The sequence below is a fragment of the Kosakonia sp. PSU_27 genome, assembly GCF_039409795.1.
GTDB lineage: Bacteria > Pseudomonadota > Gammaproteobacteria > Enterobacterales > Enterobacteriaceae > Kosakonia.
Genome location: NZ_JBCIVK010000006.1, coordinates 394271 through 414993 on the forward strand (window position 1 = coordinate 394271; position 20723 = coordinate 414993).

The window sequence follows — 20723 nt, forward strand, 5'->3', positions numbered from 1 at the left end:
AGGGGAGAGGCCTTGTTTTGTTTTAGTGGCCTGAAATGAGCATAAGAATTCACCTTCCTGCCGGCAGGACGCGCCGCTGCGTTCCGTGATCCCTTTCATGGTTTTATTTCACTCCTTCAGGTCTACTTTTTGAGTTAAAAATAGACATGTAGGGTGCGTATATTCCTGACATGGGGTGTAAAGAGGTATACAGGTGATCTACAAATCGATAGCCGAGCGGCTACGTCTGCGGCTGAATTCCTCGGATTACAACGTCGGTAGTCCCTTACCGGGTGAAAAAACGCTGGCGCAGGAGTTTGGCGTGGCGCGAATGACCATTCGCAAAGCGGTTGATCTGCTGGTGGTGTGGGGGCTGGTGGTGCGCCGTCACGGCAGCGGAACCTTTGTGGCGCGCAAAGATGTACATCATGAAACTACCAACCTGACGGGGCTGGTAGAAGTGCTGCGCCAGCAAGGGAAAGAGGTACACAGCAAAGTGCTGCTGTTTGAAGTGATGCCTGCGCCACCGGCGATAGCCAGCCAGTTGCGCATCCAAATCAATGAGCGCATCTACTTCTCGCGCCGCGTGCGTTATGTCGAAGGCAAACCGCTGATGCTGGAAGATAGCTATATGCCGGTGAAACTGTTCCGTACGCTCTCGCTGGCGCACCTTGAAGGGTCAAAGTTCGATTACATCGAAAAGGAGTGCGGAATAACAATTAGCGGCAACTACGAAAGCCTGACGCCGGTGCTGGCAGATAAGCAACTGGCGCAAATATTGAACATCCAGGAGCAAACGCCGCTGCTGCGCATCACCTCCCTTTCCTACAGCGACAGCGGCGAGTTCCTTAACTACTCGGTGATGTTCCGTAACACCCGCGATTACCAGGTGGATTACCATTTGCGGCGTATCCACCCGGAAACGCCATTAGCCCATTCCCCAGAAGATCACCGCCAGTAATTGCGGCGTGATAATGCGCAAAAACATCACCAGCGGATAGACGGTGGCATAGGCGAGCGCCGCCGCGCCGCTGGTGGGGTGCAACGCGTTAGCAAAGGCCAGCGCGGGCGGATCGGTCATCGACCCGGCTAACATGCCGCATAAGGTCAGATAGTTCATCTTCGCCACCATCCGCGCCAGCAAGCCGACGGTTATCAGCGGAACGGCAGTAATGAAAATGCCGTAACACATCCATTTCACCCCATCGCCGTGAGTCAGCGTGGCGATAAAATCCCCGCCGGATTTCAGCCCGACCACCGCCAGAAACAGCACGATACCCAGTTCCCGCAGCGCCAGGTTGGCGCTGGGCGGCATAAACCAGTACAACTTGCCAATGGTACCAATGCGCCCAAGGATCAGCGCCATAATCAGCGGCCCACCGGCCAGACCTAATTTTAGCGCCGCAGGAAAACCGGGAATAAACAGCGGGATCGACCCTAACAATACGCCGAGACCAATACCGATAAACACTGGCAGCATCTGCACCTGTTGCAGTTTATGTTGCGCATTCCCCACTTCATTGGCGACGGCTTCAATCGCCGATGGTCGCCCGACCAGATTAAGAATATCGCCGAATTGCAGGCTGGCGTCGTTGCTCGCCACCAGTTCAACCCCGGCGCGGTTAAGCCGTGAAATCACCACGTCATAGCGCTCTTTAAAGTGCAGGTCGCGAATCTTTTTCCCCAGCACTTTTTCGTTGGTCACCACCACGCGCTCCACTCGCAAATCCGTACCGCGCGTGGATAACGAGACATCAACTTCCTGGCCGATAACCAGTTGAGCGTTGTGCAGATCTTTAGGTAATCCCACCAGATGCAACAAATCGCCGGCTTCAATCAGCGTACCGGGCGCGGGCACCATCAACAACTCACCGCGTTTTAAGCGCGAGCAGATGATTTTATCGCTGTTGAGGATCGGCACGTCCTGAATCGCCATCTTGTTGAGATTCGGGTTTTCGACGCGAATATTGATGGTGCGAATCAGCGATGTGCCGTTACTGAGCGTGGCGTCGTGCTTACGCGCTTCCTCATCCACATTGACGCGAAACAGCACACGCAATAACCACATGCTGAGCAAAATACCGCAGATACCGAACGGATAGGCCATCGCGTAGCTCATGCCCATCTGATCCAGCACCGGGCCTGCAATACCCAAATCACGCAGGATTTGTTGCCCCGCGCCAAGTGCTGGCGTGTTGGTTACCGCGCCGGAGAAAATCCCCAGCACCACCGGCAACGGAATGGCGAACAGCTTATACAGAATGGCGGTGACAAGGCCGCCGAGAAGCACTATCAGAATAGCGAACAGATTCAGCCGCAGGCCGGAGACGCGTAACGAGGCGAAGAACCCGGGACCGACCTGAATGCCGATGGTATACACAAACAGGATCAGGCCGAACTCCTGCACGAATAACAACATTGGGCTACTCAATGGAATGCCCAGTTGATCAACAAAGTGGCCGACGATTATCCCACCGAACAGCACACCACCAATGCCAAACCCGACGCCACGAATCTTCAGGTTGCCTATCCATAACCCGACGACAGCAACGAGTGCCAGAACGCTTACGGTTAATGCGATATCACTCATGATCGTTTCCCTGTACATGATGACTACAGGAATATTGGCAGAAGCTGTAATAACTGTATGGGTGATGCTGCACAAAGTGCAGGGATTTTCTCTGCTTCGTGATGTGGCGAAAAGTGCACCAGCAAACGACGGTTGCCCCGAATCAAAGCAGTGCTGTTCGCCTGTCTGACCGCTTCAGGATTGATTCAAACCCTATGCCTGCTAAGCATCGATGCAATCCCAGCCGCAACAATAGGTTATGGCATAGTTAATGCAAAAGACCACTTTTGTTAACAACAGGGTGGCAGAATGACAAATACAACATTGACCAACGTGGTGGTAGCAAGCCCGAAAAAGTGGATGCAACTGGCGCTGGGCCTGGTGTGCATGGTTTCTATTTCCAGCCCGCAGTATGTCTGGGCGCTACTGACGCGACCGTTTATGGAAAAATTGCACGTGCCCCTGGCGGAAATCCAGCTCACTTTTTCGCTGCTGATTATTCTGCAAACCTTCTTCTCCCCCTTTCAGGGGCGGTTAATTGATAAGTTTGGCCCGCGGCGGCTGATTGCCATCGGCACGGTGTTGAGCGGCGTAAGCTGGATGCTGACCGCCACCATCAGCAGCCTGACTGAACTCTATCTCTATTACGGCGTACTGGGCGGTCTTGGCACCGGCATTGTTTATATCGGCGTGGTTGGCCTGATGGTGCGATGGTTCCCGGAAAAACGCGGATTTGCCACAGGGATGGTGGCGGCGGGCTACGGTATGGGCGCGATCCTGACAACTTTCCCGGTGACACAATCGCTGGCTGCCAAAGGGCTGGAGAATACGCTGTGGCAATTTGGCCTGCTGATGGCGGTCATCGGGTTTATCGCCAGCCAGGGGCTACGGGCGCCGCACAGCATTCGAACAGAAGAAATTACCAGCAACCTGAAGATGAGCGATAAAAGCGTCGCGCCGAAAGAGATGCTGCGAAAACCGCTGTTCTGGTTGATGTTTGCGATGATGACCATGATGTCTACCTCAGGGCTGATGGTGACGTCGCAGATGGCCATTTTCGCTGAGGATTTCGGCATCACTGCCGTAACGGTAATGGGGATGGCGGCGCTGCCGCTGGCAATGACCATTGACCGTTTTATGAATGGGCTGACGCGCCCGGTGTGCGGTTATATTTCTGACCGGATTGGCCGGGAAAACATGATGTTTATCGCTTTTGGCCTGGAAGGCTGCGCAATGGCGCTGTGGCTGTTATGCAAAGACGATCCGCTGCTGTTTGTTCTGCTTTCCGGGGTGGTATTTTTCGGCTGGGGCGAGATTTTCTCCCTGTTTCCCGCCACGCTCACCGACACCTTCGGTACGCAGCATGCCACCGCGAATTACGGCTGGCTCTATATTTCTCAGGGGATTGGTTCGATTTTCGGCGGCCCGCTGGCGGCGCTGCTGTATCAGCAAACCGGTAGCTGGGATCTGGTATTTGGCTGCGCCATTACGCTGGATATTCTCTGTGCGCTGTTGGCATTTTTTGTGCTGAAACCCTGGCGCCACCGCTTCTTGCAGGGCGTGCGGGCATAAACAAAAAAGGCCCCGCATGCGGAGCCTTTTCGTTACTGACCGTTAGCTGTTTAACGCCGGGCGATTGCTGATGGCAATGCGCTGAGGCGCGGCGCTTTCCGGCACGTTACGCAGCAGATCGATATGCAGCAGGCCGTTGGTGAAGGTCGCACCGGAGACCTCCATATAGTCGGCCAGCGTAAAGCTCAGGCTAAACGGCTGGATCACCAGCCCCTGATGCAGCCATTTCGGCTCGTTGGCCGGTTTTTCCGGCGTACCTTTAACGGTTAAGCGCCCGTTTTCCAGCTGGATATCCAGCTCTTCCTGGCGGAAACCAGCCAGCGCGAGAGTAATGCGGTAGTGATTGTCGTCGCCCTTCTCAATGTTGTAGGGCGGAAACGCCTGTTGCTCACTGGTGCTTTGCAGGGCGTTGGCCAGTTTGTCAAAACCGATCCATTGACGCAGCAGCGGGGATAAATCGTAGTTACGCATTGTGTTTCTCCTTCTAAGAAGCGAGTGAATACCTGCGAGCGCGTAAGCTCACATATGCTCCCTGTCGGCGAGCATGTCTGGGACGGGCCGCCAGCCGCGACCCTGGATAATTAGTTAATTTCGATACGACGCGGTTTTTTCTCTTCCGGGATCACGCGTTCTAAATCGACATACAGCAGGCCGTTGACCAGATTGGCGCCCTTCACGTGGATATTTTCCGCCAGCTGGAATTTACGCTCGAAGTTACGTTCGGCGATGCCCTGATAGAGGTAAGTGCGCTCTTTTTGTTCGTCGGTATGGGCACCTTTCACCACCAGCAGGTTGTCCTGCGCGGTGATTTCCAGCTCGCTTTCCGCGAAACCGGCCACAGCAATAGCGATGCGATAGTGGTTTTCATCCACTAACTCGACGTTGTACGGAGGGTAACCGCCATTGCTCTGGTTCTGATTGTTTTCCAGCAGGTTAAACAGACGGTCAAAACCAATGGCTGAACGATAAAGCGGGGAAAGATCGAAGTTACGCATAGTTAAAGCTCCTGAAATCAGCGAGATTTTTATGCCTTCCACCATGGACAGGCAACTAACGTAGCCGAACACCCTTCCGGCATGTTCCCGGGCTACATTCCTAAAATGTGGTTGAAGGAGAGGTTTTCAAGCCCGCAATTCGGACTTTTTTTTGCACTTTCTGGCACAACGCATAGACTGGGGTAGCAGCACAAAAAGTTAAAGTGCGAATGCCGCCACAGAGCGGAGCTCGAATGCTGTCGCTTTCTCGTTCGGGAGGCTATAACCCCCTGGATAGCATTCAAACGATAAACAACGATGACAAATCGAAAATGAAAACGATTCTTATAGTTTCTGCATTGCTCAGCGGGATGGTGTTGTCGGGGTGTTCAAGCGTGATGTCGCATACTGGCGGCAAAGAGGGGACGTACCCCGGCACACGCGCCAGTTCGGCGATGCTGTCTGATGATGACACCGGCATAGGCACGAAATCACTGGTGGTGCTGGATATGCCCTTTACCGCCATCCTGGATACGCTATTGCTGCCGTGGGATCTTTTCCGCCGCGATAGTTCTCTCAAATCGCGGGTGGAACAAAGCGAGAAAGCCTCGCTGGCGACCGATTCGGTGATCCCCCCCGCGCCCATGCCGGCACATTAAATTACCTGCCGGTTTCCGTCATCCATAGCTGGCGGAAACCGTCCACCTCTTCCATCCAGGCAATCTGCTTACCATCCGGTGAAAACACGACCGCATCTGCCGACGGCGGGTTTGCATGATCGGTGCTCAAAAAGGTGATATCGCCATGCTGTGCGTCGCACATCGCAATACGGTTTTCCAGCACAAATCCCAGCGCTTTGCCGGAAGGATGCCAGTTAAAAGCTGACTGAATTCCGTGAGTTGTATGCGTTAACTGGCGCGGTTCGCCGCCGTCCGGGCTTATCAGCCACAATTGCACAATGCCATCGTCGTCGCGCATCAGAAACGCGATTGCCGTGGCTTGCGGATTGCTGCGCACCCAGTGACGCGGCACATTCACTAATCCTGGGTAGCGGCGGTGATGGGTAAACGTCAGGCGTTTTTGCATCACACCTTTTGGCGGCGCGGGCAGGGTTTGTTCGCTGCCCGCTAATGGCGCATCGCCCGGCGTTTTCCAGCCCTGTTCATTGCCGGGAAGCGCAACAATAAACAACTCCGGCACTTTTTCACCGCTGTGCGACAAGGTATCGCCGATAAACGCCAGCCGCTGATTGCCCACCCACCCCTCTTCATACGCGCGGTTGATCTCATCGCTACCCGGCTGTGGCACGGGCGTCGTGCGGCTAACCAAAACACTCCAGTGGCTTCCACCATATTCGCGTGGATGCGTGCAAGGCGGCGTAACCGGGCCAAACGGCACCGCGACACCGACATTGCGTAAATCCAGAGCCGGATCGCGCTCGTGCAATACATGGTCGTTATACGTGAAGCTCACAAACTCACCATTCGGGCTGAACACATGCACATGTGTGCCGCCGCGTAATGCACCGGGCGTGTAAGGCGCGGTAATGTCCAGCGCATCAAGGTTACGGACGATACCATTTGCCAACGCCACGCCGCGCCGATGGTGAAAATCATACTGCCAGCTGGCGTCCGGGTTTTCCGGACCGTGGATAAAGACATACTCTTGCGCCCGAGGGTTCACCGTCACCACCCCGACATGCGCACCGTGTGTTGCGGTATACAGCACCTCAACGTCACCGTTGCGCACATTGACCCGTTCAATGGTTTTACCAGTAAACGATGCGCCAGAGGGCCGAACATCAAATACCAGCCACTGGCTGTCCGCTGTCCAGGTGTTGATATTGGTAAGTTGATGATTGTGCGGAGCAAAGGTGAGCTGTTTCATGAAAAGACCCTGAAGCCATAATGTCGCTTCAGGGTATAGCAATGGGCGGGATTCGCCTACTCTGCACTTCACGGTCACTTCACAGACTCGGTATAGCCTTCCTCCCTTAACACAGGAGGAAATGATGCAGCATTTTGACGTGGCAATAATCGGGCTGGGGCCAGCAGGTGCGGCACTGGCGCGGCAGTTAGCCGGGAACCTGAGCGTTATCGCGCTGGATAAAAAGCAGCAGCAGGGCAATAGCGGCTTTAAAAAACCGTGCGGTGGGCTGCTGGCACCCGATGCGCAGCGGGCGTTTATCCGTGCAGGTATTACGCTTCCGGTGCAGGTGATGGCCGATCCGCAGATTTTTAGCGTGCGTACGGTCGATGTGCAAAGTGGCCTTACGCGCAACTACCAGCGCAGTTACCTGAATATCGATCGCCATGCGTTTGATTTGTGGATGAAATCGTTGATTCCCCCCTCGGTCAATGTTTACCACGATGCGCTGTGCCGAAAAATCTGGCGCGAAAACGATCTCTGGCATCTGACATTTTACGCCGAAGGCGCGGAATCCACTGTGACATGCCGTTATCTGGTGGGCGCAGACGGCGCAAACTCAATGGTGCGGCGGGTTATTTACCCTGCGCATGACATTCGTAAATATGTCGCGCTGCAACAATGGTTTAAAGACCAGCACCCGCAGCCGTTCTATTCCTGCGTTTTCGATAACGCGACCACCGATTGTTATGCATGGAGCATCAGTAAAGAGGGCTACTTTATTTTTGGCGGTGCGTTTGTGTTGAAAAACAGCCGTGAAAATTTTGAGGCGCTGAAAACGCGGCTTGAGACGTTCAATTTTCGCTTCGGCGAGGTGGTGAAAAGCGAAAAATGTACCGTTCTGTGCCCGTCGCGCTGGGGCGATTTTGTTTGTGGGGAAGATAATGCATTTTTGATTGGTGAAGCGGCCGGTTTTATCAGCGCCAGCTCGCTCGAAGGCATCAGTTACGCGCTGGATAGCGCCGAAATACTCAGCGGCGTGCTTTGCAATGCGCCGGATAATGCGAATAACGTCTATCGTCAAAAAACGCGGCGATTACGCATAAAACTGCTGGGAAAAATCATTAAAAATCGCATTCTTACCACACCGTGGTTACGCAAATGGATCATGAAAAGCGGCGTTGCGCATATCCCGCTGACCGCAGAAAAACCAACAACAGCGGCAAGGGCGTAGCGCCCTTGCGCATGTTACGGCTTAGTTCAGCGCAAATTTCTCGATCGCGTAGGCAACGCCGTCTTCCAGGTTCGATTTAGTGACGAAATTCGCCGCCTCTTTCACCGCCGGGATGGCGTTATCCATCGCCACGCCCACGCCGGCATATTCAATCATCGCGATGTCATTTTCCTGATCGCCAATCGCCATGATCTCCTCTTGTTTGATATTCAGCGCATCGGCCAGCGATTTGACGCCGGTGCCTTTGTTGACGCGTTTATCAAGGATTTCAAGGAAATACGGTGCGCTCTTCAGCACGGTATATTTCTCTTTCACTTCCTGCGGAATACGGGCAATGGCCTGATCAAGAATGGTTGGCTCATCAATCATCATCACTTTCAGCAACTGGATTGTCGGATCCATTTTCTCGGCTTCGCAGAACACCAGCGGAATGGTGGCGACGTAAGATTCATGCACGGTGTAGTAGCTGATGTCACGGTTAGCGGTGTAGAGCGTATTGCGATCCAGCGCGTGAAAGTGGGAACCCACTTCACGGGAGAGTTTTTCCAGATAGCGATAATCATCATAGCTCAGCGCAGTTTGCGCGACGGTGCTGCCATCGCTGGCATTCTGTACCAGTGCGCCGTTATAGGTAATGCAATAATCGCCTTCCCGTTCCATATGCAGCTCTTTCATGTAGCTGTGTACGCCCGCATATGGCCGGCCAGTGGTCAGCACCACGTTAATACCGTGTTCGCGCGCAGCGGCGATCGCGTTTTTAACCGCGGGAGAGATGGTGTGGTCCGGCAGCAGCAGCGTGCCGTCCATATCGATTGCAATAAGTTTGATAGCCATGAGATCCCCTGATGAGATATTTCCAGGCTCATGCTAACGCGATTCCGCTCAAAAAACAGCACGGATAAAAAGGGAAAAGGGGGATGGAAACGGGGCGGGAAGTGCCTCTTTTAGATTTTCCCCTCTCCGGATGGAGAGGGGAAACAGCGGATCAGATATCGATATTCGCCGCTTTCAGGGCGTTTTCTTCGATAAAGGCGCGGCGCGGTTCAACCGCATCGCCCATCAACGTGGTGAACAGCTGGTCTGCGGCAATCGCATCTTTGACGGTCACGCGCAGCATACGGCGGCTGTCCGGATCCATAGTGGTTTCCCACAGCTGATCCGGGTTCATTTCACCCAGACCTTTATAACGCTGGATAGCGAGACCACGGCGGGACTCTTTCACCAGCCAGTCCAGCGCCTGCTCGAAGCTGGCAACCGGCTGACGGCGCTCGCCACGTTCGATAAAGGCGTCTTCTTCAATCAGACCACGAAGCTTTTCGCCCAACGCGCAGAGACGACGGTATTCGCCACCGATAATAAACTCATTATCCAGCGGATAATCCGTGTCGACGCCGTGAGTACGCACGCGAATAATCGGCTCGAAGTGGTTCAGCTCGCTATTAACACGCACATCGTACTTCCACTGGCTACCGTGCTGCTCTTTTTCGTTCAGCTCAGTGACCAGGGCATTAACCCAGCGAGTCACTTTCTGTTCGTCGGAAAGGTCGGCTTCGGCCAGCGTCGGCTGATACACCAGCTCTTTCAGCAGCGCGCGCGGGAAACGGCGCTCCATGCGACCAATCATTTTCTGCACCGCGTTGTATTCAGCGACCAGTTTTTCCAGCGGCTCACCGGCTAACGCAGGTGCGCTGGCGTTGGTGTGCAGGGTGGCACCATCAAGGGCGATTGCGATCTGGTACTGATCCATCGCTTCATCATCTTTGATGTACTGCTCCTGCTTGCCTTTTTTCACTTTGTACAGCGGCGGCTGCGCAATGTAGACATGGCCGCGCTCAACGATTTCCGGCATCTGACGGTAGAAGAAGGTCAGCAGCAGGGTACGGATGTGCGAACCATCGACGTCCGCATCGGTCATGATAATGATGCTGTGATAACGCAATTTATCCGGATTGTACTCATCGCGGCCGATGCCACAGCCCAGCGCCGTGATAAGCGTCGCCACTTCCTGCGAAGAGAGCATCTTGTCGAAACGCGCTTTCTCAACGTTCAGGATTTTGCCTTTCAGCGGCAGAATCGCCTGGTTTTTACGGTTACGGCCCTGCTTCGCAGAACCGCCCGCGGAGTCCCCTTCCACCAGGTAGAGTTCGGACAGCGCCGGGTCACGCTCCTGGCAATCCGCCAGTTTGCCCGGCAGACCGGCAAGATCCAGCGCGCCTTTACGGCGGGTCATTTCACGCGCTTTACGCGCCGCTTCACGCGCACGCGCCGCATCGATAATTTTACCGACCACGATTTTCGCGTCGGACGGGTTTTCCAGCAGATATTCACTGAGTAGTTCGTTCATCTGCTGTTCTACCGCCGATTTCACCTCAGAAGAGACCAGTTTATCTTTGGTCTGCGAGGAGAATTTCGGGTCCGGCACTTTTACAGAGACGACCGCAATCAGGCCTTCACGGGCATCATCGCCGGTAGCGCTGACTTTGGCTTTCTTGCTGTAGCCCTCTTTATCCATGTAGGCGTTCAGCGTACGGGTCATCGCCGCACGGAAACCTGCAAGGTGAGTACCGCCATCGCGTTGCGGAATGTTGTTAGTAAAGCAGTAGATGTTTTCCTGGAAACCATCGTTCCACTGCAGCGCAACTTCGACGCCGATACCGTCTTTTTCGGTGGAGAAATAGAAGATATTCGGGTGGATCGGCGTTTTGTTCTTGTTGAGGTATTCAACAAACGCCTTAATGCCGCCTTCATAGTGGAAGTGATCTTCTTTGCCATCGCGCTTGTCACGCAGGCGGATAGACACACCAGAGTTCAGGAATGACAGCTCACGCAGGCGCTTCGCCAGAATCTCATATTCGAATTCGGTAACGTTGGTGAAAGTTTCATAGCTCGGCCAGAAACGCACCATCGTCCCGGTTTTTTCGGTGTCACCGGTAACCGCCAGCGGTGCCTGCGGAACGCCGTGCTCATAAATCTGGCGGTGAACTTTGTTATCGCGCTGGATAACCAGCTCTAGTTTCTGCGACAGGGCGTTAACCACGGAAACACCCACGCCGTGCAGGCCGCCGGAAACTTTATAGGAGTTATCGTCAAACTTACCGCCTGCGTGCAGAACGGTCATGATCACTTCCGCCGCGGAAACCCCCTCTTCCGGGTGAATACCGGTCGGAATACCACGGCCATCATCCTGTACGGAGACAGAGTTATCGCTATGAATCGTGACGATAATGTCTTTACAGTACCCTGCGAGCGCTTCGTCGATAGCGTTATCTACCACCTCGAATACCATGTGGTGCAGACCGGTGCCGTCATCCGTATCGCCGATATACATACCCGGGCGCTTACGCACCGCATCCAGCCCTTTCAGGACTTTGATACTGGAGGAGTCATAAGAATTCGACATCAACGTTTCTCGCTCATTTAATCTTGGGTTAATCCGTTATTTTACCCTTTTCCACGGTGAACATCTTCGAATTTTTGTCCGACATGTCCATCACGTGATCAGCGCTGATAGCGCTGACGAAAACCTGCGACTGCGTAGCTTTTAAGCGGCTGGCTAACAGCCCGCGCTTCGCGTCATCAAGTTCTGAGGCAAAATCATCTATCAGGTATAAACAGCGTCGTCCGCTCTCGCGCGTTAAAAACTCGCCCTGCGCCAGACGCAGCGCGCACATCAGGAGTTTTAGCTGCCCGCGCGACAGCGTGTCTTCTACCGGCGCGCCGTCCGCACGAATGCGGAAATCCGCCTTGTGCGGGCCGTGCGCGGTGTAGGTCAGCATGCGGTCGCGCTCAAAATTGCGCTCCAGCACGTCGCCGTAGTCCGTCTCTTTCTCCCAGCCGCGCTGAAAAGAGAACGTCAGGGAAAACTCCGGCAAAAATTGTTGGCAGGTATCCGCCATATCTTCAGCGATAGCGGTGCTGTACTCCGCACGCCAGCGACTGATTTGCTCAGCCAGCGGGATAAGTTCTTTGTCCCACGGACGAAGCTGCGCGTAGTGGCTCACCTGGCGCAACGCGGCGTTACGCTGTTTCAGCAGACGTTTGAGATTGCTCCAGGCGGTGAAAAAACCGGTTTCGTTGTGAAAGCATCCCCAGTCGAGGAACGCTCTTCGGTATTTGGGGCCGCCGTTGAGTAAAGTAAACCCCTCCGGCGTGATCAGCTGCATCGGCATCAGCAGCGCCAGCTCCGCGACTTTATGCCCGTCGGTGCCGTCAATGCGCACTTTGCTGTCGCCGAGCTTGTCTTTGGTCAGGCCAATCGCCGTTTCCCGCTCTTCGCCCTGTAAACGCCCGTGCAGAACAAAAGATTCCTGCTCATGACGGATCACACGGCCGATTTGCAAACTGCGAAACGCCCGCCCATGACCGAGCGTATAGATCGCTTCCAGCACGCTGGTTTTGCCGCTGCCGTTCGCACCGACCAGGAAATTAAAGCCAGGGGAGAGCGCGAGATCCGCATTCTCGATGTTACGGAAGTCTTTAATAAGAAGGCGGGTCAGTGACATAGTTCAGAGCATCAGTCCAAGGGCGTGAGTGTCGCAGCCAGTTCGTCTACCGTCAGCGCACAGAAAGCGGAGCGTACACGAAGTACGTGAGCATTTCGAGCACTGCCGGAAGGCGAAATGGCAAGTAAACCAGCCCCTTTTAATCACTACAAACGCATGGGCATGACAACATAGGCTGCGCTTTGACTCGCCGCATCCTCAATCTGCACACTCGAAACCGAATCGGTCAGCAGAATGCGCACATTTTCGCATTTCAGCGCATTCAGTACGTCCAGCACGTAGCTGACGTTAAAGCCGATTTCCATTTCGCTCCCGCCGTAGGTGACGTCGAGAAACTCTTCCGCTTCTTCCTGCTCCGGGTTGTTGGCGGTGATTTTGATCTGATTCTCACTGACATACAGACGCACGCCGCGGAATTTCTCGTTAGAGAGGATCGCCGCGCGGGCAAATGCTTGTTTCAGCGAATCGCAACCCGCTTCGAGGGTCTTGTCCGGGTTTTTCGGCAATACGCGGCGATAATCCGGGAAACGGCCATCAACCAGCTTGGAGGTAAAAATGAAATCGCCAACGTGCGCACGGATGTTATTGCTGCCAATCTGCACGCGCAGCGGCGTATCACCGCCGTCGAGCATACGCATCAGCTCAATCACCCCTTTACGCGGCACGATCACCGAATGATTCGGCAGCACCTGACCAATCGGCATTGAGCAGACTGCCAGACGGTGACCATCAGTCGCAACCGTACGCAGCTCTTCGCCTTCGGTTTCAAACAGCATGCCGTTTAAGTAGTAACGCACATCCTGATGCGCCATCGAAAACTGCGTCGCTTCGATCAGGCGTTTCATGGTGGCCTGCGGAAGCGTGAACTCCACTTCGCTTTGCCAGTCGTCCAGATTCGGGAAATCAGCAGCAGGCAGAGTGGAAAGAGAGAAACGGCTGCGCCCGGAACGGATCAACATACGCTCGCCTTCCAGCTGCACAGCGATTTCAGCGCCTTCCGGCAGACCGCGACAGATGTCGAAGAATTTACGCGCCGGTACGGTGGTCGCTCCCTGTTCATGCGGCTGGACTAATGCAAGACGCGCCACCATCTCCATTTCGAGATCGGTGCCGGTCAGCGACAACGCGCCTTCAGTAACCTGAAGCAGCAGATTACCGAGAATAGGCAACGTCGGACGTCCGCCCAGCGGGCCGCTAACCTGTTGCAGCGGCTTTAATAAGTGTTCACGTTCAACGGTAAATTTCATAGCGTCACGAAGATAATGTTCTGATTAAATTGGAAAAATCTTCTTTGATATCATGGCTTTCTTCACGCAACTGCTCAATCTTACGGCAGGCGTGCAGCACGGTAGTATGGTCGCGACCACCAAATGCATCGCCGATTTCCGGCAGACTGTGGTTGGTCAGCTCCTTTGCCAGCGCCATCGCCATCTGACGCGGGCGGGCTACCGAACGGGATCGACGCTTCGACAGCAGATCCGCTACCTTGATCTTGTAATACTCCGCCACCGTCTTCTGAATATTGTCGATGGTGACCAGTTTTTCCTGCAACGCCAGCAAATCGCGCAGCGCCTCACGGACAAAATCGATAGTAATCGCGCGGCCAGTAAAGTTGGCGTTGGCGATAACGCGGTTCAGCGCCCCTTCCAGCTCACGCACGTTAGAGCGCAGGCGCTTAGCAATAAAGAAGGCCACTTCACCCGGCAGACGAATATCGTTTTCGTCGGCCTTTTTCATCAGGATCGCGACGCGAGTTTCCAGCTCCGGCGGCTCGATCGCCACCGTTAACCCCCAGCCGAAGCGGGATTTCAGACGATCCTCAACGCCGTTGATCTCTTTTGGATAACGATCCGACGTCAAAATGATCTGCTGATTGCCTTCAAGTAAGGCGTTAAAGGTGTGGAAAAACTCTTCCTGGGATCGTTCTTTATTGGCAAAGAATTGAATATCGTCGATCAGCAGGGCGTCAACGGAGCGGTAGTAGCGTTTAAACTCTTCGATCGCATTGTTTTGCAGGGCTTTTACCATGTCCTGGACAAAACGCTCGGAGTGCATATACACCACTTTAGCGTTGGGCTTTCGCGCCACAATGCCGTTACCCACCGCATGCAACAAATGCGTTTTACCGAGACCGGTTCCACCATATAAAAACAATGGGTTATACGCACCGCCGGGGTTGTCCGCTACCTGACGAGCCGCCGCACGAGCAAGCTGGTTAGACTTACCTTCAACGAAGTTATCAAAGGTATGTTTCACGTTAACGTTTGAGCGGTAGGTCGGTTCCGCAGGTGCCGGGACATTATCCCAGCCAGGGCGAGCTGCCGGTGCCGCACGCTGCACAACTACTTGCGCCGCCTGCGCGGGCGCAGCGACAATAGCAGGTTCTTTCAGGGTCTGGCTAACCGGGCGGGTGCCCACTTCAAAACGCAGCTGCGGAACATCCGTGCCGCAGAAGTCATTCAGCAGCCCGTTGATATTATTAAGGTATTTGTCCCTAACCCAGTCGAGGACAAAACGGTTTGGCGCATACAAAGCCAGCGTGTTATCGCTCAGTTCCGCCTGCAATGGGCGTATCCACATACTAAATTCTGTGGCTGGTAACTCATCCTGCAATCGGGCAAGACACTGCTGCCAAAGCGAAAGTGACACGGCGGACTCCACTCGAACGAAAATCGATAAATAGTAAAGACAGAAACATTAATGTTTTTTGACACACGTCGATAAGACCCAACCGGGTGACGTGCGAACCGCTATTTACGGTTTTTTGCCCTGCTCACGATCCTGGATCGCGATCGGGACCGCGGATCATAGCGTAAACCGCGGCAGAGATCTTGTGTTTCTCACAGATTCTTCACTATTTATCCACAGGGCGATTCGGAATCGGGTAAGTGTAAACGATCCAACCAGACGTGCGAGACGATTTACGCCGCATATTGGAAAATTTAATGAGTAACGCCGATTTATTGCTTAAACGATCTAATGAAGATCCTGGAGGATCCTTGCGCTTTGCTGTTGGCTCCGTATAATTCTGCCCCCGGCGCGTGTTGCTCTTGTTGGGCGTCGAATGCTGCTTATTTTTTGTGCGGATCTGTGCAAAAATAGGAGCGCAATAAGGAAAGAGAATTGACTCCGGAGTGTACAATTATTACAATCCGGCCTCTTTAATTACCCATGGCTTGCGCGCCAGTCGTTCGATATCCGTTCAGGCATACGCAAAAGTCAGTGAATTTATTCAAGTTTAGGTAGAAACCGCCATGAAACGCACTTTTCAACCGTCTGTACTGAAGCGCAACCGTTCTCACGGCTTCCGTGCTCGTATGGCTACTAAAAATGGTCGCCAGGTTCTGGCTCGTCGTCGCGCTAAAGGCCGCGCACGTCTGACCGTTTCCAAGTAATAAAGCTAACCCCTGAGTGGTTAAGCTCGCTTTTCCCAGGGAGTTACGTTTGTTAACTCCCACTCATTTCACTTTCGTCTTCCAGCAGCCACAACGGGCTGGCACGCCGCAAATCACCATCCTCGGCCGCCTGAATTCGCTGGGGCATCCCCGTATCGGTCTTACCGTCGCCAAAAAAAACGTCAAACGCGCCCATGAACGCAATCGGATTAAACGTCTGACGCGTGAAAGTTTCCGTTTACGCCAGCATGAACTGCCGGCAATGGATTTTGTGGTGGTGGCCAAGAAAGGGGTTGCCGACCTCGATAACCGTGCTCTCTCGGAAGCGTTGGAAAAATTATGGCGCCGCCATTGTCGCCTGGCTCAAGGGTCCTGATAGCCCTCATTCGGGTCTATCAACGCCTGATTAGTCCGCTACTCGGGCCGCACTGCCGTTTCACCCCAACCTGCTCTCACTATGGAATTGAGGCATTGCGCAGGTTTGGAGTGATAAAAGGCAGTTGGTTGACAGTGAAACGCGTATTAAAATGCCACCCTTTACACCCGGGTGGAGACGATCCCGTCCCGCCAGGACCTTCTAAAACCAGAGAACACTAACGATGGATTCGCAACGCAATCTTTTTATCATCGCTTTGTTGTTCGTGTCTTTCATGATCTGGCAAACGTGGGAGAAGGATAAAAATCCTCCTCCGGCGCAGCAGCAGACCACGCAGACTACGACCACCGCAGCGGGTAACGCAGCCGACCAGGGCGTTCCGGCCAGTGGCCAGGGGAAACTGATTACGGTTAAAACCGATGTGCTCGAGCTGACCATCAACACCCGTGGTGGTGATGTTGAGCAGGCACTGCTTCCGGCTTACCCGAAAGAGCTGGGTTCCAGCGAGCCGTTCCAGCTGTTGGAAACCACCCCGCAGTTTATCTATCAGGCGCAGAGTGGACTGACAGGTCGTGATGGCCCGGATAACCCGGCGAACGGCCCACGTCCGCTGTATAACGTGGAAAAAGATGCGTTTGTGCTGGCTGATGGCCAGAACGAGCTGGCTATCCCGCTGACCTATACCGATGCGGCTGGCAACACCTTCACCAAAGTCTTCACCCTGAAACGCGGTGAATACACGGTGAACGTCGGCTATAACGTGCAGAACGCCAGCGAAAAACCGCTGGAAGTGGCCGCCTTCGGTCAGTTGAAGCAATCCATCAATTTACCGACTCACCGTGATACCGGCAGCAGCAACTTTGCGTTGCATACTTTCCGCGGTGCGGCTTACTCGACGCCAGACGCGAAGTATGAGAAATACAAATTCGACACCATCGCCGATAACGAAAACCTGAACGTCAGCTCCAATGGCGGCTGGGTTGCGATGCTGCAACAGTATTTCGCTACGGCGTGGATCCCGAGCAGCAACAGTGCCAATAACTTCTACACCAGCAATCTGGGTAATGGCGTGGCCGCTATCGGCTATAAATCCCAGCCGGTTATTGTTCAGCCTGGTCAGACTACCGCGCTAAACAGCACCCTGTGGGTTGGCCCGGAGATTCAGGACAAAATGGCTGCTGCGGCACCGCACCTGGATCTGACCGTGGATTACGGCTGGTTATGGTTCATCTCTCAGCCGCTGTTCAAACTGCTGAAATGGATCCATAGCTTCCTCGGCAACTGGGGCTTCGCCATCATCGCCATCACCTTTATCGTACGTGGCATCATGTACCCGCTGACGAAAGCGCAGTACACCTCCATGGCGAAAATGCGCATGCTGCAGCCGAAAATTCAGGCGATGCGTGAGCGTTTAGGCGATGACAAACAGCGTATGAGCCAGGAAATGATGGCGATGTACAAAGCGGAGAAAGTGAACCCACTGGGTGGCTGTTTCCCGCTGCTGATTCAGATGCCAATCTTCCTCGCGCTGTACTACATGCTGATGGGTTCCGTTGAGCTGCGCCACGCGCCGTTCGCCCTGTGGATCCACGACTTGTCCGCGCAAGACCCGTACTACATCCTGCCGATCCTGATGGGCGTAACGATGTTCTTCATTCAGAAGATGTCGCCGACCACCGTGACCGACCCGATGCAGCAGAAGATCATGACCTTTATGCCGGTCATCTTCACGGTGTTCTTCCTGTGGTTCCCGTCAGGTCTGGTGCTGTACTATATCGTCAGCAACCTGGTGACCATTATTCAGCAGCAGCTGATTTACCGTGGTCTGGAGAAACGTGGTTTGCATAGCCGCGAGAAGAAAAGCTCCTGACAGTAAGTCATAGCTCTACGGAAGGCGGTCAACTGACCGCCTTTCTTATTTTGAGATTTCGGAAAATAAACCATGAACCACAACGACACGATTGTCGCCCAGGCAACCCCACCGGGACGCGGTGGCGTGGGCATCCTGCGTATTTCAGGCAGCAAAGCACGCGATGTAGCGCAGGCGGTGCTGGGCAAGCTACCGAAACCGCGTTATGCCGACTATCTGCCGTTTATGGATGTCGACGGCACCGCACTGGACCAGGGCATTGCGCTGTGGTTCCCCGGCCCGAATTCTTTCACCGGTGAAGACGTGCTGGAGCTGCAAGGCCACGGCGGCCCGGTGATCCTCGATCTGCTGTTAAAACGCATCCTGACGCTGCCAGGACTGCGTATCGCCAATCCTGGCGAGTTCTCTGAGCGCGCATTCCTTAACGACAAGCTCGACCTGGCGCAAGCTGAGGCAATTGCCGACCTGATTGATGCCAGTTCTGAGCAGGCGGCACGTTCGGCGGTTAACTCATTGCAGGGCGCGTTTTCCGCCCGCGTGAATCACCTGGTGGAAGCACTTACTCACCTGCGCATCTACGTCGAAGCGGCAATTGACTTTCCGGATGAGGAGATCGATTTCCTCTCCGACGGCAAAATCGAAGCGCAACTGAATAACGTTATCGCCGATCTGGACGCCGTACGCGCCGAAGCGCGCCAGGGCAGCCTGCTGCGCGAAGGGATGAAGGTCGTTATTGCCGGACGCCCAAATGCCGGAAAATCGAGCCTGCTGAATGCACTGGCCGGGCGCGAAGCGGCAATCGTCACCGATATCGCCGGCACCACTCGCGACGTACTGCGCGAACATATTCATATCGATGGTATGCCGCTGCATATTATCGATACCGCCGGATTGCGCGAAGCCAGCGACGAAGTGGAACGCATTGGCATCGAACGCGCCTGGCAGGAGATCGAACAAGCCGACCGAGTGCTGTTTATGGTGGATGGCACCACTACCGATGCCGTTGACCCGGCGGCGATCTGGCCCGATTTTATTGCCCGTTTGCCAGCAAAACTACCGATTACCGTGGTACGCAATAAAGCGGACGTGACCGGAGAACAGCCTGGCATCAGTGAAGTGAATAATCACTCACTGGTTCGCCTTTCAGCGCGAACCAGTGAAGGTGTGGAGGTGTTACGCCAGCATCTTAAACAGAGCATGGGTTTTGACACCAACATGGAGGGCGGCTTCCTGGCGCGTCGTCGTCATTTACAAGCGCTGGAAACGGCCGCAGAGCATCTGCAACAGGGCAAAGCACAGCTGTTAGGTGCATGGGCAGGTGAATTACTTGCCGAAGAGCTACGCCTGGCACAGCAGAACTTAAGTGAAATCACCGGCGAGTTTACCTCGGACGACTTGCTGGGGCGCATTTTCTCAAGTTTCTGTATTGGTAAGTAATGACATGGCGGCCGTTTTAACGGCCGTTTGTGTTACTACGGTGGATTTTCCTAAAGTGTTTCGGATCAGCGAAAGAAAGTGTAAATATCCCCGTTAGGACTTTTCAGATGCGAATTTCCGCATTAAAACCTATGCAGTATGGGCGATAATATTGATTATCGATTCGATCAACTCAGACCATTATCACGGAGAGAAAAATGGCGACGCACTTTGCTAGAGGGATTCTGTCAGAAGGGCATCTCATCTCTACCCGATTACCACTAACCTGCCACGATACGGCGCGCCAGCTTCCTGAACACCGCCGCTCACGCTTTCTCGCTTCCCGCGCGTTACTCGCCGAAATGCTGTTTATGCTGTACGGCGCGAGTGAACTGCCGGAAATAGATGTTGAGCCAAGCGGAAGACCGAGGTTTGTCGACAGCAGCCTGCCGCATTTCTCACTGGCATATGCCGGGAACATGGTCGGTGTGGCTATCACCACCGAAGGCGAATGCGGGCTGGATATGGAGTTACAGCGCGCAACGCGGAGTTTTCATAGCCCGCACGGCCATAAACACACGTTCACCAATAATGAACAGTTGTGGATCAACAACCAAAACGATGCTAACGAAGCGCAAACCCAGCTTTTGACCATTCGCCAGAGCGTAATGAAATTGCTGCACCAGATGCAGGATGAGCCGGGCCAGCTACAGTTGTTGCCAGGCTCCGGGCGTCTTCGCACTGCGCAACTGTCGCAGGTGGAAGTGATGTGTGACGCGGAAGATGTATTGATTTGGTCGGTCGCCGTGAGCCCGGCAATCGAAAGCCTGAAGATCTGGGAATTCGACAGTCAAAAAGGGTGGCGTTATCTTTCTGATGTGCAAACGCGCGCTAACGATCCCGCATCCCGCTTAATGCGATTCACCAGCCTGCCTGCGGAAAAAGCGCTGATCCTTAATTGATCCCTACA

Annotated in this window: 19 protein-coding genes and 1 other annotated feature; of the genes, 10 read left to right on the top strand and 9 right to left on the bottom strand. The window is 54.2% G+C overall.

Annotated features, from left to right (window positions below):
- Positions 1-193 precede the first annotated feature (193 nt).
- Positions 194-940, top strand: a complete 747-nt coding sequence (locus AAIG26_RS17585) for a GntR family transcriptional regulator (protein WP_020455836.1) — start codon at positions 194-196, stop codon at positions 938-940.
- Here AAIG26_RS17585 and AAIG26_RS17590 read toward each other — a convergent pair.
- The gene (locus AAIG26_RS17590) at positions 908-2569 is read right to left on the bottom strand and encodes a putative transporter (RefSeq protein WP_343181115.1); all 1662 of its coding nucleotides are present in this window, start codon (positions 2567-2569) and stop codon (positions 908-910) included. The genes AAIG26_RS17585 and AAIG26_RS17590 overlap by 33 nt on opposite strands.
- A gap of 288 nt (positions 2570-2857) precedes the next feature.
- On the opposite strand from AAIG26_RS17590, the gene oxlT reads away from it, so the two are divergent.
- Positions 2858-4120, top strand: a complete 1263-nt coding sequence (oxlT, locus tag AAIG26_RS17595; protein WP_097407250.1) for an oxalate/formate MFS antiporter — start codon at positions 2858-2860, stop codon at positions 4118-4120.
- A gap of 42 nt (positions 4121-4162) precedes the next feature.
- On the opposite strand, the gene ibpB is transcribed toward oxlT, so the two are convergent.
- Both ibpB and ibpA read right to left on the bottom strand, forming a co-directional pair.
- On the bottom strand, positions 4163-4591 hold the full coding sequence (gene ibpB, locus AAIG26_RS17600; protein ID WP_017458081.1) for a small heat shock chaperone IbpB: 429 nt from the start codon (positions 4589-4591) through the stop codon (positions 4163-4165).
- 110 nt (positions 4592-4701) lie between these two features.
- On the bottom strand, positions 4702-5115 hold the full coding sequence (gene ibpA / locus AAIG26_RS17605; protein ID WP_020455839.1) for a small heat shock chaperone IbpA: 414 nt from the start codon (positions 5113-5115) through the stop codon (positions 4702-4704).
- Positions 5109-5184 (bottom strand) — a sequence feature (ROSE (Repression Of Heat Shock gene Expression) occurs in the 5'-region of heat shock genes and acts as an RNA thermometer to modulate expression.). (Overlaps the previous gene by 7 nt.)
- A gap of 242 nt (positions 5185-5426) precedes the next feature.
- On the opposite strand from ibpA, the gene AAIG26_RS17610 reads away from it, so the two are divergent.
- Complete coding sequence (locus AAIG26_RS17610; RefSeq protein WP_044489763.1) at positions 5427-5753, top strand: YceK/YidQ family lipoprotein; 327 nt, start codon at positions 5427-5429, stop codon at positions 5751-5753.
- Position 5754: 1 nt separating this feature from the next.
- On the opposite strand, the gene AAIG26_RS17615 is transcribed toward AAIG26_RS17610, so the two are convergent.
- Complete coding sequence (locus tag AAIG26_RS17615) at positions 5755-6981, bottom strand: DUF3748 domain-containing protein (protein ID WP_343181117.1); 1227 nt, start codon at positions 6979-6981, stop codon at positions 5755-5757.
- A gap of 124 nt (positions 6982-7105) precedes the next feature.
- Here AAIG26_RS17615 and AAIG26_RS17620 point away from each other — a divergent pair, with 124 nt between their 5' ends.
- Positions 7106-8194, top strand: coding sequence for an FAD-binding protein (locus tag AAIG26_RS17620; RefSeq protein WP_343181140.1), 1089 nt, complete (start codon positions 7106-7108; stop codon positions 8192-8194).
- Positions 8195-8215: 21 nt separating this feature from the next.
- On the opposite strand, the gene yidA is transcribed toward AAIG26_RS17620, so the two are convergent.
- The 5 genes from yidA to dnaA form a co-directional block, all read right to left on the bottom strand.
- Positions 8216-9028 (bottom strand): sugar-phosphatase, encoded by an 813-nt coding sequence (gene yidA / locus AAIG26_RS17625; protein WP_343181119.1) that lies wholly within the window; start codon positions 9026-9028, stop codon positions 8216-8218.
- A 151-nt stretch (positions 9029-9179) separates the two neighbouring features.
- Positions 9180-11594 (bottom strand): DNA topoisomerase (ATP-hydrolyzing) subunit B, encoded by a 2415-nt coding sequence (gyrB, locus tag AAIG26_RS17630; protein WP_020455844.1) that lies wholly within the window; start codon positions 11592-11594, stop codon positions 9180-9182.
- 28 nt (positions 11595-11622) lie between these two features.
- A complete protein-coding gene (gene recF, locus AAIG26_RS17635) occupies positions 11623-12696 on the bottom strand; it encodes a DNA replication/repair protein RecF (RefSeq protein WP_017458074.1) in 1074 nt (357 codons plus the stop codon).
- A 146-nt stretch (positions 12697-12842) separates the two neighbouring features.
- Entirely contained in the window at positions 12843-13943 is a 1101-nt protein-coding gene (dnaN, locus tag AAIG26_RS17640) for a DNA polymerase III subunit beta (protein WP_343181120.1), read from the bottom strand.
- Positions 13944-13947: 4 nt separating this feature from the next.
- On the bottom strand, positions 13948-15345 hold the full coding sequence (gene dnaA / locus AAIG26_RS17645) for a chromosomal replication initiator protein DnaA (RefSeq protein ID WP_343181121.1): 1398 nt from the start codon (positions 15343-15345) through the stop codon (positions 13948-13950).
- Positions 15346-15950: 605 nt separating this feature from the next.
- Here dnaA and rpmH point away from each other — a divergent pair.
- The 6 genes from rpmH (at position 15951) to AAIG26_RS17675 (ending at position 20715) form a co-directional block, all read left to right on the top strand.
- Positions 15951-16091 carry a 50S ribosomal protein L34 gene (rpmH, locus tag AAIG26_RS17650; protein WP_000831330.1) on the top strand — a complete coding sequence of 47 codons (141 nt, stop codon included), beginning with the start codon at positions 15951-15953 and terminating at the stop codon, positions 16089-16091.
- Positions 16092-16107: 16 nt separating this feature from the next.
- Positions 16108-16467: a ribonuclease P protein component gene (rnpA, locus tag AAIG26_RS17655; protein WP_017458071.1), complete on the top strand. Its 360-nt coding sequence runs from the start codon at positions 16108-16110 to the stop codon at positions 16465-16467.
- The gene (gene yidD / locus AAIG26_RS17660; protein WP_017458070.1) at positions 16431-16688 is read left to right on the top strand and encodes a membrane protein insertion efficiency factor YidD; all 258 of its coding nucleotides are present in this window, start codon (positions 16431-16433) and stop codon (positions 16686-16688) included. The genes rnpA and yidD overlap by 37 nt, the downstream gene beginning before the upstream one ends.
- A 2-nt stretch (positions 16689-16690) precedes the next feature.
- Positions 16691-18337, top strand: coding sequence for a membrane protein insertase YidC (yidC, locus tag AAIG26_RS17665; RefSeq protein ID WP_020455848.1), 1647 nt, complete (start codon positions 16691-16693; stop codon positions 18335-18337).
- Between the two features lie 72 nt (positions 18338-18409).
- Complete coding sequence (mnmE, locus tag AAIG26_RS17670; RefSeq protein WP_045507326.1) at positions 18410-19774, top strand: tRNA uridine-5-carboxymethylaminomethyl(34) synthesis GTPase MnmE; 1365 nt, start codon at positions 18410-18412, stop codon at positions 19772-19774.
- Between the two features lie 197 nt (positions 19775-19971).
- The gene (locus AAIG26_RS17675) at positions 19972-20715 is read left to right on the top strand and encodes a hypothetical protein (protein ID WP_343181122.1); all 744 of its coding nucleotides are present in this window, start codon (positions 19972-19974) and stop codon (positions 20713-20715) included.
- The last annotated feature ends 8 nt before the right edge of the window (positions 20716-20723 follow it).

Bases quoted from the DNA above. Each gene is read 5' to 3' on its own strand.
- recF (WP_017458074.1), bottom strand. From the start codon at position 12,696: ATGTCACTGACCCGCCTTCTTATTAAAGACTTCCGTAACATCGAGAAT.
- AAIG26_RS17610 (WP_044489763.1), top strand. From the start codon at position 5,427: ATGAAAACGATTCTTATAGTTTCTGCATTGCTCAGCGGGATGGTGTTG.
- AAIG26_RS17590 (WP_343181115.1), bottom strand. From the start codon at position 2,569: ATGAGTGATATCGCATTAACCGTAAGCGTTCTGGCACTCGTTGCTGTC.
- mnmE (WP_045507326.1), top strand. From the start codon at position 18,410: ATGAACCACAACGACACGATTGTCGCCCAGGCAACCCCACCGGGACGC.
- yidD (WP_017458070.1), top strand. From the start codon at position 16,431: ATGGCGCCGCCATTGTCGCCTGGCTCAAGGGTCCTGATAGCCCTCATT.
- yidA (WP_343181119.1), bottom strand. From the start codon at position 9,028: ATGGCTATCAAACTTATTGCAATCGATATGGACGGCACGCTGCTGCTG.
- oxlT (WP_097407250.1), top strand. From the start codon at position 2,858: ATGACAAATACAACATTGACCAACGTGGTGGTAGCAAGCCCGAAAAAG.
- ibpA (WP_020455839.1), bottom strand. From the start codon at position 5,115: ATGCGTAACTTCGATCTTTCCCCGCTTTATCGTTCAGCCATTGGTTTT.
- rpmH (WP_000831330.1), top strand. From the start codon at position 15,951: ATGAAACGCACTTTTCAACCGTCTGTACTGAAGCGCAACCGTTCTCAC.
- ibpB (WP_017458081.1), bottom strand. From the start codon at position 4,591: ATGCGTAACTACGATTTATCCCCGCTGCTGCGTCAATGGATCGGTTTT.
- AAIG26_RS17615 (WP_343181117.1), bottom strand. From the start codon at position 6,981: ATGAAACAGCTCACCTTTGCTCCGCACAATCATCAACTTACCAATATC.
- dnaN (WP_343181120.1), bottom strand. From the start codon at position 13,943: ATGAAATTTACCGTTGAACGTGAACACTTATTAAAGCCGCTGCAACAG.
- AAIG26_RS17620 (WP_343181140.1), top strand. From the start codon at position 7,106: ATGCAGCATTTTGACGTGGCAATAATCGGGCTGGGGCCAGCAGGTGCG.
- yidC (WP_020455848.1), top strand. From the start codon at position 16,691: ATGGATTCGCAACGCAATCTTTTTATCATCGCTTTGTTGTTCGTGTCT.
- gyrB (WP_020455844.1), bottom strand. From the start codon at position 11,594: ATGTCGAATTCTTATGACTCCTCCAGTATCAAAGTCCTGAAAGGGCTG.
- AAIG26_RS17675 (WP_343181122.1), top strand. From the start codon at position 19,972: ATGGCGACGCACTTTGCTAGAGGGATTCTGTCAGAAGGGCATCTCATC.